The 13499-nt window shown below is 59.3% G+C and carries 15 protein-coding genes and 4 pseudogenes; 9 read left to right on the top strand and 10 right to left on the bottom strand.

Features of this window, described 5'->3' with window-relative positions:
- A pseudogene (locus ACR652_RS11555) lies at positions 1-140 on the top strand (IS701 family transposase); the annotation flags it as partial.
- 441 nt (positions 141-581) lie between these two features.
- Here ACR652_RS11555 and ACR652_RS11550 read toward each other — a convergent pair.
- The 3 genes and pseudogenes from ACR652_RS11550 to ACR652_RS11540 form a co-directional block, all read right to left on the bottom strand.
- Positions 582-706: pseudogene (locus tag ACR652_RS11550) on the bottom strand (IS5/IS1182 family transposase); the annotation flags it as partial.
- A gap of 111 nt (positions 707-817) precedes the next feature.
- Positions 818-1618 carry a hypothetical protein gene (locus tag ACR652_RS11545; protein ID WP_434506647.1) on the bottom strand — a complete coding sequence of 267 codons (801 nt, stop codon included), beginning with the start codon at positions 1616-1618 and terminating at the stop codon, positions 818-820.
- 405 nt (positions 1619-2023) lie between these two features.
- Positions 2024-2206, bottom strand: coding sequence for a hypothetical protein (locus ACR652_RS11540; protein ID WP_434506646.1), 183 nt, complete (start codon positions 2204-2206; stop codon positions 2024-2026).
- A gap of 102 nt (positions 2207-2308) precedes the next feature.
- Here ACR652_RS11540 and ACR652_RS11535 point away from each other — a divergent pair, with 102 nt between their 5' ends.
- Positions 2309-2488, top strand: coding sequence for a hypothetical protein (locus ACR652_RS11535; RefSeq protein ID WP_434506645.1), 180 nt, complete (start codon positions 2309-2311; stop codon positions 2486-2488).
- A 181-nt stretch (positions 2489-2669) separates the two neighbouring features.
- Here the strand turns inward: ACR652_RS11535 and ACR652_RS11530 are convergent, their stop codons facing one another.
- On the bottom strand, positions 2670-2816 hold the full coding sequence (locus ACR652_RS11530; protein WP_434506644.1) for a helix-turn-helix domain-containing protein: 147 nt from the start codon (positions 2814-2816) through the stop codon (positions 2670-2672).
- Entirely contained in the window at positions 2813-3175 is a 363-nt protein-coding gene (locus ACR652_RS11525; RefSeq protein ID WP_434506643.1) for a helix-turn-helix domain-containing protein, read from the bottom strand. Before ACR652_RS11525 ends, ACR652_RS11530 begins: the two co-directional genes overlap by 4 nt.
- Between ACR652_RS11525 and ACR652_RS11520 the strand changes: the two genes are divergently transcribed.
- Positions 3175-3303, top strand: a complete 129-nt coding sequence (locus tag ACR652_RS11520; RefSeq protein ID WP_434506642.1) for a hypothetical protein — start codon at positions 3175-3177, stop codon at positions 3301-3303. The two genes, ACR652_RS11525 and ACR652_RS11520, sit on opposite strands and share 1 nt — an antisense overlap.
- Positions 3304-3635: 332 nt before the next feature.
- Here the strand turns inward: ACR652_RS11520 and ACR652_RS11515 are convergent, their stop codons facing one another.
- Positions 3636-4148, bottom strand: coding sequence for a DNA-deoxyinosine glycosylase (locus ACR652_RS11515; RefSeq protein ID WP_434506641.1), 513 nt, complete (start codon positions 4146-4148; stop codon positions 3636-3638).
- A gap of 130 nt (positions 4149-4278) precedes the next feature.
- A pseudogene (locus tag ACR652_RS11510) lies at positions 4279-4534 on the bottom strand (CopG family transcriptional regulator); the annotation flags it as partial.
- A gap of 424 nt (positions 4535-4958) precedes the next feature.
- Here ACR652_RS11510 and ACR652_RS11505 point away from each other — a divergent pair.
- Entirely contained in the window at positions 4959-5333 is a 375-nt protein-coding gene (locus tag ACR652_RS11505) for a copper resistance CopC family protein (RefSeq protein WP_434506640.1), read from the top strand.
- A 169-nt stretch (positions 5334-5502) separates the two neighbouring features.
- Here the strand turns inward: ACR652_RS11505 and ACR652_RS11500 are convergent, their stop codons facing one another.
- Both ACR652_RS11500 and ACR652_RS11495 read right to left on the bottom strand, forming a co-directional pair.
- Positions 5503-7950: a GcvT family protein gene (locus ACR652_RS11500; protein WP_434506639.1), complete on the bottom strand. Its 2448-nt coding sequence runs from the start codon at positions 7948-7950 to the stop codon at positions 5503-5505.
- Positions 7947-8837, bottom strand: a complete 891-nt coding sequence (locus ACR652_RS11495) for a phosphotransferase (RefSeq protein ID WP_434506649.1) — start codon at positions 8835-8837, stop codon at positions 7947-7949. Before ACR652_RS11495 ends, ACR652_RS11500 begins: the two co-directional genes overlap by 4 nt.
- 93 nt (positions 8838-8930) lie before the next feature.
- Between ACR652_RS11495 and ACR652_RS11490 the strand changes: the two genes are divergently transcribed.
- The 5 genes from ACR652_RS11490 to ACR652_RS11470 all read left to right on the top strand — a co-directional run bounded on the left by ACR652_RS11490 (position 8931) and on the right by ACR652_RS11470 (position 13389).
- Positions 8931-10307, top strand: a complete 1377-nt coding sequence (locus ACR652_RS11490; RefSeq protein WP_434506638.1) for an ethanolamine ammonia-lyase subunit EutB — start codon at positions 8931-8933, stop codon at positions 10305-10307.
- Positions 10308-10310: 3 nt separating this feature from the next.
- Positions 10311-11120: an ethanolamine ammonia-lyase subunit EutC gene (gene eutC / locus ACR652_RS11485; protein ID WP_434506637.1), complete on the top strand. Its 810-nt coding sequence runs from the start codon at positions 10311-10313 to the stop codon at positions 11118-11120.
- Between the two features lie 134 nt (positions 11121-11254).
- A complete protein-coding gene (locus ACR652_RS11480; RefSeq protein WP_434506636.1) occupies positions 11255-11476 on the top strand; it encodes a helix-turn-helix domain-containing protein in 222 nt (73 codons plus the stop codon).
- A 173-nt stretch (positions 11477-11649) separates the two neighbouring features.
- Positions 11650-12354: an IS6 family transposase gene (locus tag ACR652_RS11475; protein ID WP_434506648.1), complete on the top strand. Its 705-nt coding sequence runs from the start codon at positions 11650-11652 to the stop codon at positions 12352-12354.
- A gap of 351 nt (positions 12355-12705) precedes the next feature.
- Positions 12706-13389: a hypothetical protein gene (locus ACR652_RS11470; protein WP_434506635.1), complete on the top strand. Its 684-nt coding sequence runs from the start codon at positions 12706-12708 to the stop codon at positions 13387-13389.
- Here ACR652_RS11470 and ACR652_RS11465 read toward each other — a convergent pair.
- A pseudogene (locus ACR652_RS11465) lies at positions 13370-13499 on the bottom strand (IS5/IS1182 family transposase); the annotation flags it as partial. The gene ACR652_RS11470 and the pseudogene ACR652_RS11465 sit on opposite strands and share 20 nt — an antisense overlap.

Below are 13499 nucleotides of genomic sequence, written 5' to 3'. Positions count from 1 at the left end.
CGAAAGGCCGCTTGACGTGTCTCTTCGCGGCTCGCCGCGTTCGTGTCGCCGATGGCCATAAGCACCGCATGCGCGACAATCGCAGGCAATGCATGCCGGGCGACGAGGTCTGGCTCGTCGGCGAACGCCGATCGACGGGCGCTGGCGAGAGGTGGTCGAAGGGATGGGAAGGCTAACAGGAAGGAGGGCGCACCAGTCCCGATTTCGAGCGAATCCGCGAACCCTCATATGGGCCAGCGACATCTTAGGACCGCAGCATAGGCAAGACAGATGTCAGCACCCGACTTCGGGTAATCGCGCCAGGAAATCTTTGCCCCTCAGTGGGCGTCCATGGATTAACCGAATGGGCGTTCGCCTAAAACCGCTTGGTCAGAGAGCCCGCGCAACTGCCGATGCCTCAATCTCGCTCCTTGAGAGTTTGCAAAATCACAGGCTTAAGGACCTCCGTAAATTTCTCGGCTCCTTTCGGTGTTGGATGAATGCTATCGAAAAATAGCGAGCCACCCTGTCGTCCATTGGAGAAAGGATCCATAGCCGCCGCCAAGTCGAAGGTATGGGCCCCGGCTTTTCGAGCAGCTTTGAACGTGGACAATCCCGCTGATCACACGCCGGTCATCGACCCTCGCCTTGCCGCGTGTGTCTGTCGGCAAATGCGGCAAAATCTTCGAAACTGGGCCTCGGTCAGCCAGAAAAGGTCGGGAATCATTGGCGCTTCCTTTTGGAAGCTCTGAATCACAAGCCTGCTCGTACGCCAACCAGTTTATGGGTCTGAGCCTTAACACGGGAAAGGAATCTGGCTAGGTTGCAATATAATCGCCTATTTTTCGCGCGGCAGCCCGTCGTCAGCCGCCGGCTTCATCAGCTCGTCGCGTATCGCCTTGACGGGGTCAAAAGTGACGGTCACGCCGCGACCAAACGGATTGTCTAGCGTCGCGATAATATACACCCCCAAACCGAGGAAAATCGCCAATGCGCCGCTGAGGACGAAATGCGCATGTGGCTCCATGTCAAACAAGCACATCAGAAGCATGAAAAGCGCAGCGCCGAGGCCCACAACCCACCAGAGCGCCTCAGGTATGCTCCCGCCTGCGCTCGCGAGAAGCGTGCGCCGCTGCTCGATTAGGGTGTTGACACGCTGCACGCCCATCTCCTGCATGAGCTCCTCGCCCTTGGTTGTCGGCTGAAAGGCTAAAAGCTGCGCGAGGATCGTTCGCAGGCGCGGCGACGCGCCGACGGAGATCGGATGCGATGTCGCATTCCAATGCATCTCAAGCGTATCGCCAGCGTAATTCCGCAATTCGGCTTGCAGTCTCTCGCGCAATGGGCGGGGGAGGCTGTCCAGGTCCTGATATAACGTCGCCAGCGTCACCGCTTTTCTCGAAATGGTGTCCTGCACCGACGAGAAATCCTGATAGGCTTCCACAGCGAGGAGGCCGAGCAAGATGCCATAGAGGGTCGCGTAGCTCGCGAGCGCGAAGCCGATCATATCATTAGCGTTGCGGCGGCTGTGTATCCAGCGCCGCGCGTAAGGACGGCAGAGCAGGATTCCGCCCCATGTCGCGATTACGAATCCGCCACAGAACAAAAGCGCCATCTGTATTGTCGAAAGGTCGTTCAAGAAATTCGCCACAAGCCCCTCCCATGCGATACCCAGACAACGACTACCGCAGTCATGGTATCGGTATGACTTAAATTAACTGGGATTTCCCGGCGAGATCGGCCACACCGCGATCGTGCCTCCATTGTCCCGGATGCCGCCCGCCAATTATTGCTGAATTGTTGCCAGCATTTCCCACAAGTTGCTAGGCGCGCGGCTGCCGTGCAAGATCCTCACGCGCGTCGACGCTCCAGCCTCCGACGCGCCGCCTGATTTTCAGCACAGGCGTGCTGGCGGCCCCTTTACCCTCCGGGCCGTCAGCCACCTTCGCCCGAGGCTTTCTTCCTAAACCTGACGCAAACAGTATCGTCGCGCTCATAAATCCAGACTTCCGCCGCCTTTCGGGATTGAAGCCCTGGACGGACTTCAGGCGCAAAGAGAGAGGTCCGCCACTTCGCGTGCCAGCTCGTAGCTGGCGACAATGCGCATGAGGATGGCTGCGGCGAGCAAGCCGTCTTCGCCGAGGTTCGTGCCAGCAAGGCGCTCGGCAGTCTCCTGGAGCTTTTGGGCCGTCTCGCCTGTCAAGGTCATCTCGACTTTGAGCTTCATCGCAGTGCTCCCCGCCCCTCGCAGCTATTGCCCATCCGCTGCGCCGAGGTCCGGCGCCGATTCCTTGGGCCCGATCTGGTCGCGCAAGCGGACGCCTGCCCCGTGGCCGTTCTCGGCGATGAACTCGACCTCTACGGCCTCTCTAAGCCTGGCCATATTGCCGTCGCGTTCAAACAGGGTCGAGTAATTGCGCGTCTGGCGCCGAACATGCGGAACCGAAACTGCAACGCCGCGAAGGTGCTGGCCCGGGCCACGACGATTTATATCATGCGCTATTTCTGAGACGGACATCCATCGGTTGCCATTGTCTCGGAGAATGTCGGCAATAGCGTCGCGGACCGCATCGGAGCGGATGCGCCATTGAGCTGGCGTTGTGGGCGCCGCCTTTGCTGCTCTTCCCGTCATTCCCCCTGCGCCTTCCGCAGCCGCACTCCCGGCCCCTCGCCGTTTCTGTCGACGAAGATCACGCCGCATCTGCCAAGCAATCGGCGACACCGCGCCCCGCCTCAAAGTCCGAGACCGTCAAACCGCTCAGGTCGGCCATTTCGGCGAGCTGATCCTCCGTAAGCCCCAGTAGCTCTCTCGCTTCTCGGCACTGCGCTGGGGTCATTCTGCCAGCCCCTTCCTCAGCTTGACGCACACCGCCCCATCCCGCTCATCAAATTCGATGCCGGCCGCTTCGAGGGCCGCGCGGATGGCGGCGACAGTGCGGGGTTTCAGCTCTTCGCCAGCTTCGAGGCGGGACACTGTAGCAGGGGCAACTTGCGCCAGCTCCGCAAGCTCTCTGACCCCAAGGCCCAGCGCGACCCGGGCTATTTTGCATTGCACAACCTGCATTTTAGAGCACCGTTCCGTCTTTGTGTTTACGTTATGCAAAACACGCTCTAAAAACGGAGCTTCGTTATAAAACCGTATCACGCCAACCAACGCCGAGAAAGGCATCCCGGTGAACGCCGGAGGCTTGTCCAATGATAGACAAGCCTGCCGCAACACTGCTTTTTCTCTTCCCCTTCGCGACGCTCTGGCTCGCCTTCACCGCAGCCGAAACCGCCCGCGCCGTGGCCGCCATCAAAGGAGCCCGCCATGATGTCCGCTGAGAAATCTTCGTTCGAGCCGCCGACCGCGTACGACCTAGCGTTGGGCAACGCCGAGCGCCTTCGGGCGCCTCGCCCATCTCGCAGAGCTCGCCCACCCCCATGATGGTGCCTTCAGTGACAACGGCGACGGCATTGTGCGCCTGCTAAAGGACGCCACCGAGGCCGCTGGACATCTTCTAGCATTCATGCGGAGCGAACGGGAGGACCGCCGCCATGGCTGACTTGCCGCGTCCGCCCATCGATAAGGCTTTCATCGCCGATGCGCTCAAGGATCTTCTGGCAAAGCTCCGAGCGAGATTTCTCCTGCCATAACCTAAACGGCGAGGTGTTTCCTACCGCTCTCCTATGTGGCTGAGCACTTTACGCCAACGTGAGAGTTTCTCACCAAATCTGATCCGTGCGTTTGCCGGACTGGTCGACGGCAGCACGCTGCGAGGCAGGGATGCGGCTTGCTGCGTTAGGGAAGGCATGACAAACCGTCTGAACAGCCTCTCGGCTTCCTGCCCGTTGAAACATACTGCTCTTATTTCCCGGTGCTCACGAAAGAAAGGAACAAAGCTATTGGGCACAGGCGCTTTGATGTTCGCATCGACGCTGCCGTAGCGCTCAGCCTCCGCGAGGACGTTCCAGACAGCTATGCGATTGCTCTGCAGAGTGCCAAGCCGAGTCTCGTAAGGGAGGTCGGGAGAAAACCCAATCACTTCCCCCATGATTTTCCAGAAACAATTTTGTTGGTGGGCATAGTATTGCTGCAGCCGGAGCGCTGCAACGCCGGGCAGGGTCCCCAAGATAAGCACCCGCGCATCTTGCCGCGCGATCATCGGCAGTCCGACACTCTTAACCACTGATTCTGCCCTCTCGTGGCAGGCTGGATTGTTGCGAAGCAGCATGTAGCGTGGGTAATGAAGTCGCGGGGCCGTAGAGGAGGTCCGCTCAATCGTTGAGTTCGCCTCCCGCGCCCCTGCTTTAGCCCAGTTGCGTCGCCTCAGGATCTTCTCGAGTGATTTTCCTCAAGCCGAGCTCCAGCGTGTTGCGGGCGATCGACTGTTTTGACTGCATCCGAATGAGCGGCGAGCTGGTTGCGGATGGCGGTGCGGATGAAGTCCGTGCGATTCGAGTAGAAACCTTCGCGTACGAGAAGGTCGATGTGTCCGAGATCGACATAGCCGAGATTAACCGCGATTTTTTCGGTGTCACCGAACCTTTCACGTGGCCGGTCGCCCTGCACCATCCTTGGCCTCCAGCTGGATGGTAATATTGGCGGGACAGGACCCCCATTCAAGGGTTGATCGGCCCGACCGGCCAGGCACGCCTCGCTCGCGAAGGATTTTCGAAGACGGCTCGAAGATCGGCTCAGTGCGACCGGCGCCGAGCGCGCTGCGACCGCATTCGAGATTGCTCCGTGCGGCATTTCTGCCACCCCCTACCTGCCCCGGCAGCCTACGCCGCCTCACTCTCCGCAACATGCAATCGTAAACCCCGACCCGCTCCGCCGATCGCATGTTGCTCACATCGCGCCTCACGGCGCAAAACTCCCGCCTGGATGAAACTTCAGTGGCAGGTCACGGCCGGTAAGGATGCGCCTGATTGAAACAGTTTCGGCAACAAGCGGTTTCCTATGCAGGCAATCCATGCAACCCGTTGGAGCCATTGGCATGAATACGCACAGATCTAGACGGTTCGTCGCCGCCAATCTGGTCTTTATGTTAGCGGCTATTTTTCCAGCGTCCGCCCACCACCAGTTCCTGAGACAGGCTTTTCCGGGTGCACGATCACATGCACAATCCGTAGCTGAAGTGAAGCTCGTCTTTAATGGCAAAGCCGACGCGTTTTTCTCCGCGATGCAACTACTGGATGCGGATGGGAGCCTGATAGCTGAGATGACGCAGCCAAAAGCTTCCAATCAAATGGTCCTACCGACGCCGGCGCTTCCACCTGGGCATTATCTGCTGAAGTACCGAGCGCTCGCCTCCGACGGTGATATTGTGAAGGGGGATTTCTTCTTCACTGTGGACCCGCAAAACAGCTAAGCAAAAATCCTCCCCCGAGGCCTTTGCCCTGCCCCAGAGAGCAATCCAGGTGAGAAGGATCTCGAGACAGCAGGGACGAGCGCACACAATCCCGACCAAGGCCCCCGAGGAATGAAACACAGCGTACCATGGGCCTAGACCCATGTGCTTCCCCCTAAAGCACGCGGTCTCACGCCCGCATTCTGGCTCCTTGGGGGTCGACAAACGGTTTTAACGATACGGCCGCGCTGACGCGCTTGCCGGCTACATCCAGTTCGTAGCTTCCGGACATCGCCATCGACGGCGTCAGACCGCTCGGGCGCCGGATGTAACCATAGCCGATCGGCTTTCCGATTGAATAGCCGAATCCTGCGCTTGAAAGCCAGCCAACCCGTTCGCCGTCGCGATAGATAGTCTCGCGGCCAAGTAGCGGGACGCTGGGATCGTCCACGCAAAATCCTGCCAACATGCGCGGCAGGGGCCGGCCAGCCGCCTTCTCGAGTGCGTCACGCCCGACAAAAGGCTGGCCCGATTTCATTTTCACCGCCCAGCCGAGACCAGCCATAGGAGGCGTATGATCCGGCCCCATGTCAGCGCCCCAAGCCCGATAACCCTTTTCGAGCCTCAGTGTCTCAATCGCGCGATAGCCCGCGTTCACGAGACCAAAAGGAGCGCCGGCCTCCATCAGCAGGTCGTAGACTGTGACGCCGTATTCGACGGGGATATGCAACTCCCATCCAAGTTCGCCAACATAGGTGACCCGAATTGCCATTACCAGAGCGCCGCCGAGATAAATCTCGCGAGCCGTCATGAAGGGAAAGCCTTCATGGGAAAGATCGTCCGCGGAGCAGGATTGCAGAATGTCACGCGCACGCGGGCCCATAAGGGCCAGCACAGCGCGCCCCGAGGTAACGTCGATGACTGAGGCGTCCAGGCCGCCGGGAATCGCGCGCCTGATCCAGTCAAAATCGTGCGTTCCAAAGCCCGTGCCCGTGACGATGTAATAGCGATGGCGATCCAGGCGCGTGACGGTTAGATCGCATTCAATGCCGCCCTTGTGGTTCAGCATTTGCGTGTAGATCACGCTGCCTACCGGCCTCGAGACATCATTCGCAGCGATCCAGGACAACGCTGCTTCGGCATCGCGGCCGACGAACAGCGCCTTGGCGAAGCTCGTCTCGTCGAACAAGGCCGCTGCGGCGCGGCAAGCAAGATGCTCCCGCCCGACAGCACCGAACCATCCGGGCCGATTAAAAGAATAGCGATCCTCGGGTATCTCTCCGGCCAAAACGTCGGCGAACCAGTTCGGTCGTTCGAAGCCCATCTTCTCACCGAAACAGGCCCCTGCTTTTTGCAGACGGTCGTAGAGTGGCGAACGACGCAGCGGCCGCCCTGAGACGTATTCCTCCGATGGCCAGGCGATCGAGTAATGCCGCGCATAGGCCTCTAGGGTGCGGGTGCGCACCCATGCCGGATCCTTGTGATGGGATCCAAAGCGGCGAATGTCGACGGGCCAGAGATCGAAAGGCGTTTCTCCGTCGGCGATCCACTCCGCGAGCGCCATGCCCGCGCCGCCCGCCGAGGCGATGCCGAAGGCGTTGAAACCGGCGCCCACGAAAAGATTGCGAGCCTCGGGCGTCTCTCCGATCATCCAGTTGCCGTCAGGCGTGAAGCTCTCCAGTCCGTTGATCATCTGTTTGACGCCAACGGAGGAGAGCGCGGGCACGCGACCCAGCGCCAGGGTCATAATGGGCTCAAAGTGATCCCAGTCGTCCTCCAGGAGGCGAAAGGCGAAGTCTTCCGGAACATGCTTTTCACTCCAGGGGATGGGATTCGGCTCATATCCGCCCATTGCGAGCCCGCCGACCTCTTCCTTGTAATACGTGAGGCGATCGGGATCGCGCAATGTCGGCAGATCCGAGCGAACGCCATCGATGCCCTCGGTGACGATATACTGGTGGCGCACCGGTGCGAGCGGAACGCAAGCGCCGGCGCGAGCGGCGAGGCGTGATGTCCATAGGCCGCAGCATAAAACGGCCTTCTCGCAGTCGATCCGGCCGCGTTCGGTCATCAGCGCCCTGACGCGGCCGTCCTCCACGATGACGTTGTTAACGGCGACGTTCTCGATCACTTTTGCTCCGGCCAGACGCGCGCCTCTGGCGAGGGCCTGGGTGATGTCGGACGGATTAGCTTGCCCATCGCTAGGAAGGAAAGCAGCGCCCACGACGTCGTCGACGTTCATAAGCGGCCAAAGCGCCTGCGCCTCTTTCGGGCCAAGGAGATGCATCTCCAGGCCGAAACTCTTCCCGGTCGTCGCCTGGCGCTTCACCTCGGTCCAGCGATCGGCATTGCAGGCGAGACGGAGGCCGCCATTGCGCTTCCAGCCCGTGGCTAGCCCGGTTTCGGCTTCAAGCTTCCCATAAAGCTCGATAGTGTAGCCGAGCAGGCGCGTAATATTGGCGCTGGAACGCAACTGGCCAACGAGTCCCGCCGCGTGCCAAGTCGAGCCAGAGGTTAGTTGATGCCTTTCGAGAAGCAGGACCTCCACCCCGCGCTTGGCCAAGTGATAGGCGACTGAGCAACCGACGATGCCCCCGCCGACGACAATGACCTGGGCGCTGTTTGGCAAATCGGTCATGTGCGTTCCAATTCCTCAAATGCGGCAAAGGCGGTCTCAAAGCGCTTGAGGTTTTCTTCCGTATAAGAAACGTAGTCGAAGGTTATCGTGGATCTTAGCTCCGAGACCATACTCCACAGGGATTCGCGCAGCAGAGAGGCGCAAACCATTGCCTGGAACCGCCGCCAAAGAGCGTCATTCGGCGATCCTCCGAAATAATCCGAAAGCATCGTCTCGCTCTCGCGCCTGTCCAACTCATTATTTGAAGAAAGGCCGCCGAGGTCGAAAAGCGGCGTGTTCCAGCCGGCATAGTCCCAGTCGACGAGCCAGAGCCGTGCGCCGTCGTCAATGAAATTGGCGGCAAGGAGATCATTGTGGCCGAAGACGAGGTCGATGGGTCCAAGGACCCGCTCCAGCGACTCCGCCACCAGAAGATATCGCGACAAGGAATCAATTTTCCGACTGTGGTCTTCAGCTAGCGTATGGGCGTAGTCGCGAATGACATGGAAGACATTAAAGCAAAGGGTTGGGCCCCGGAGGAAGGCAGGCAAGCCCCGATGAACGCGTTTTGCCAGCGCCACGCATCGGAAAAGTTCTTTGCGAACATCCTCTGCGCAATAAGTGCGTCCTTCAATGAACTCCATTACGAGGAAAGGTGGCGACGCAAAAAGCACCTTGGGGGAAATCCCGGCCTCGGCGGCGGCCTTCGCTGCAGCCAACTCATTGAACCGCATGACGCCATGGACGGGAATGTCGCCGCCATAACGCACAACCACACGGCGTCGCTTCTCCGAAACGAGATAGTTCTTGTTGGTGATCCCGCCGTGCAACGGTTCAATGTCGACGGGACCGCTCCAAATAGGTAAGGCGCGAATAAGCGATTCTGGATTGGATGAGTCTGCTTCCATGACTGGCTTGCCCTCTCGCCCATTATTTGGCTCAAGCACGAAGAGTGACAAGCGGGGTCCTGCAAGCTACCTTGAGTGGCGCGAGGTCTGGCCATGTATGCAATTGATGTGCAAGGCACACGCTATACATTCCCGGATATCAAATCACTTATGGCGAAGGCGACGCCTCTGCGCTCAGGTGATTGCCTTGCCGGGATTACAGCGCAGAGCGAAGTGGAGCGCATCGCCGCCCAGATGCGGCTTGCCGATCTGCCCTTGGCGACCTTCCTTTCAGAGCCAATTATTCCCTATGAAGAAGATGAAGTCACCAAACTCATTCTAGATTCACATGATGAATCGGCGTTTGCACTTATCTCGAGCTTTACGGTCGGAGAACTTCGCGACTGGTTGCTTTCAGACGCCGCGACCGGCGACATTCTTGCCAAGCTATCTCCCGGGATCACGCCGGAAATGGCTGCTGCCGTTTCGAAAATTTCGCGCAACCAGGACCTTATCGCCGTCGCCGCGAAAATACGCGTTGTCACCCGTTTTCGAGATACGATCGGCCTCCCGGGCACGCTTTCTTCGCGCATTCAGCCCAACCACCCCACCGATGATCCAAAAGGCGTTCTCGCAAGCGTGATAGATGGATTGCTGCTGGGGAATGGCGACGCGGTCATCGGCGTGAATCCGGCTTCAGATAGTCCGCAGCGCTGTTTCGACCTGCTGGTCCTGCTTGATGAATTGCGCGAAACGCTCGGCATCCCGACCCAATCCTGCGTTCTGAGCCATGTCACGACGACGCTCGGGCTGATTGAGAGAGGCGCGCCGGTGGACCTCGTCTTTCAATCTATCGCGGGAACTCAGTCAGCGAACAGAAGCTTTGGTGTCGGCCTTGCCATTCTGCGCGAAGCTCATGACGCCGCGGGGTCGCTGCGGCGCGGGACGCTCGGCAACAATTTCATGTATTTTGAGACGGGCCAGGGCAGCGCGCTTTCGGCGAATGCCAACCATGGCTGCGACCAGCAGACGCTCGAAGCGCGGGCCTATGCCGTCGCCCGCGCCTTCGATCCGCTGCTGGTGAACACCGTAGTGGGCTTCATCGGCCCGGAATATCTCTTCGATGGCAAGCAGATTATTCGCGCTGGGCTCGAGGATCATTTTTGCGGTAAGTTGCTGGGGCTGCCCATGGGCTGCGACGCCTGCTACACCAATCACGCCGACGCCGATCAGAACGACATCGACGACCTCCTTATGCTTCTTGCTCTCGCGGGGGTAAATTACGTCATGGGCGTTCCCGGCGGCGACGATGTCATGCTGAACTACCAGAGCACCTCCTACAATGATGTCGTGGCCACCCGTCGCCTCCTGAAATTGGCGCCGGCGCCCGAGTTTGCTGGGTGGATGGCGAAGATGAATATTTCGACCGCGCCGCCTTTAGCGAGACAGACACTTCCACCTCCATTTCAACGCCTACTGGCGCGAGCTTGAGTGATGACTGAGAAGCCTCTTGCGCCCGCCGACCGCTTAGCGCCGCTGCGGGCGGTGACGCCTGCGCGCATCTTTTTGCCGAATGCCGGCGCAGCGGTCGCGACCAGCGCCAATCTCGATTTCAGTCTGGCCCACGCGCGCGCCCGTGACGCCGTCGGTCGCTCTCTCGACGCCGACGCGCTCACAAAAGAGCTCCACGCACGTGAGCTTAACGCTGTCTACGTCGAGAGCGCCGCAGCGGACAGGCGCGCCTATCTGGCGCAGCCGGATCTGGGACGCCGCCTGAATGAGGCGTCGCGACAGCTTCTCGCCGATCTTTCAGGAGAAATTGACATGGTCTTTGTCGTCGCCGACGGTCTATCCGCTGGCGCAGTCATGGCGCATGCGGTCCCCCTGCTCGACGCAGTGCTCGCGATGTATCACGCTGAGTCCTGGACAATTGGCCCGGTCGCACTCGTTCGACAAGGGCGGGTCGCGATTGGCGACGAGATCGGACAGATATTGAAGGCGCGACTCGTGGCGGTACTAATTGGAGAGCGTCCCGGCCTATCTGCGCCAGAGAGTCTCGGCGTCTATCTTACTTTCTCGCCGCGCATCGGTCGTAGCGACTCGGAGAGAAATTGTCTTTCCAATATCCACACGCAAGGCATGTCCTATGCCGAGGCGGCGCAGCGGTTGTTTTTTCTGAGTAAGCAGGCGCGGCAGCGAAAGGTATCGGGTGTCGAACTAAAAGATGAGTCCGACACCACCAGCCCTGCCTCCCTCGGGCGACAGCAGCGTCTACTGCGAGAAGGAATCAGAAGCGATCTCTAGACAAAGGGCTTTAGCGAGCCCGTTGTCTGTATTCATGGTCTTCTGGGCGCGCTTTTGCAATACGCACTGTTCGCGCTAGATTTCGAGAAGACACGAGAGCGGTTTGGCGTGGAGGCTAAAAAGAGAACAGCTACATGACCCCTGCACAATCACGAGCGGCGAGAGAGCCGCTCGGGCTAACCCAAGAGCAGCTTGCTGACATGGCCGATCTCAGCCTTTCTACTATCCAAGACTTTGAACTCGGGCGTCCTGTTCATAGTTGCTTGGTCGCGACAATCCGAGTCGCCCACGAAGCGCTTGGTGTCGAATTCATGAGCGGTGATAGTATCAGGCTCAGAAAGGACGGAGGGGTATGACGGACTCGGCCAACCCTATGGCTGCCTATAACGCTACAATCCAATGGCCAGCACCGGTTTCGTGCTGAGTTTACCCTTCGACGCCCGATGCGAAGAAGTCGTGATCCCCCTCCCCTCTCAAGGGTGACGTCACATTAACCGGCGGGTAGGCTTTGGTGGGCCATTCAGTCGGCATGACCCCGCCGCCAGTGAGCTACAAGCGCCATCGCTTTCCGCCGCAAATCATCGCCCACGCCGTCTGGCTCTATTTCCAATTCCCGCTCAGCCTGCGCCTTGTCGAGGAAATGCTGCTCGAGCGCGGGATTGTTCTCTCCTACGAAACCATCCGCCGCTGGGCCATGAACTTCGGGCTGGATTATGCCCATCGCCTGAAGCGCAAGAAGCCCGGCCGGCGCGACGTCTGGCATCTCGACGAGGTCGTCATCTCGATCAATGGCGAGAGGCGCCATCTCTGGCGGGCCGTCGACCAAGATGGCTACGTCCTCGACGAAATCGTCCAGGTCCGCCGGAACGCCAAGGCTGCCCAGCGCTTGCTAAAGCGCCTCCTCCATAAGCAAGGCTGCCGCCCGCGCCGCATGGTCACCGACAAGCTCGGCTCATATGCCGTTGCGCAACGGAAGACTCTGCCGAACGTCGAGCATCGATCCAACAAGGGTTTGAACAACCGCGCGGAGAACTCCCATGTCCCGCTACGAAAGCGAGAGCGAGCGATGCAGGGGTTCAGATCGTGGCGCGGGTTGCAGCGTTTTGTCGACGTTTTCTCCGCACTCCGCAACCTCTTCGTCCCACCCCAACCTTCTCGCCACTCCGCCATCGCCATCCATCTGCATCGCCTCAGGGCGATCGCGGAGTGGAGGTCCGTGACGCTATCCGCGTAAAATCAGGCCCCGGCGACTTCGCTGCGCTCTGAGAGAGTTAATGTGACATCGCCGCCGTTATCGCTTGGCAAGGTGTTTGGGTTACTTGGTTGGCGTCAACCGCCAATTGAGCGGCTGCGTGCAAGAGGCGAAGCATCGCCTAAACAACAATGCCCTTCTCAATTTGGAGAGAGGATTGTAGCCTTCATGATGTCTATGCTTGGATCCCTGACAAGGGTGCGAACCGCAGCCCGCTGGGGCTGAATTTCCGCTTGCAGGCTACCAAATCCCTTAAGGTGTTTCCCAGGGTGGGATCGCTGCATACCGCCAGCGCCGAAGGGCCCCAGTGCCCAAGCGCAGGGAGTGCTAAAAATGTTGTCTGCCCTCAGCGATTGGTTCTTTGGCGGCTCAGGCTTAGCTCCCCATGGCTACTGCCTCCTCTGGGAGCCGGCTTTGGTTTGGCTCTACGCCCTCTCCGACACGGCTATCGGATTAGCCTATTTTTCCATTCCCTTGACGATGATGGTCCTGGAGAAAAGGCGTAGCGACCTGGTGTTTAGGCCCCTGGTATGGTTGTTCGCCGCGTTTATTCTCTTTTGCGGCACAACTCACTTGCTCGATGTGGTCACGCTATGGACGCCTGTCTATGGCGTCCTGGGACTCGTGAAAGCCGCTACGGCTGTCGCTTCGGTTTCCACGGCTGTCGCACTGTGGTTCGCCCTTCCAAAGTTCCTGGTCATCCCGTCGGTGGCTCAATTGCAGGAAGCAAACGCGGCGTTGCGTGAGAGCGAAGCCAAGCTCGCCCAAGCTCAGAAGATGGAGGCAATCGGCCGTCTAACAGGCGGGATTGCGCATGACTTCAACAATCTGCTCCAGGTGATTGTGGGATCTCTGGGGGGCATCGAACACCAGCTCGCAGCTGGGCGGAGTGAGAAAATAAGTACTGCTGTCGCTGCTATAAGGAAAGCATCCAACAGCGCCTCAAGTCTCATTAGCAAGATGCTCGCGTTTTCGCTCAAGCAAACTCTAGAGGGTGTTATGCACCTTGGAGCATGAATTCTGCGGCGCGCTTGAGCATGAGACATGCGAAGGCGACGACGTGGAGGCCTGCGAGGGTCTGAGCATAGCGCTCGTAATCTTTGACGAGCCGCCTGCATCGTGTCGCC

This window comes from Methylocystis sp., assembly GCF_051061225.1.
Lineage (GTDB): Bacteria > Pseudomonadota > Alphaproteobacteria > Rhizobiales > Beijerinckiaceae > Methylocystis.
Note: the sequence above shows the minus strand (reverse complement) of the source record. Positions and strands in the feature narration are given on the sequence as shown.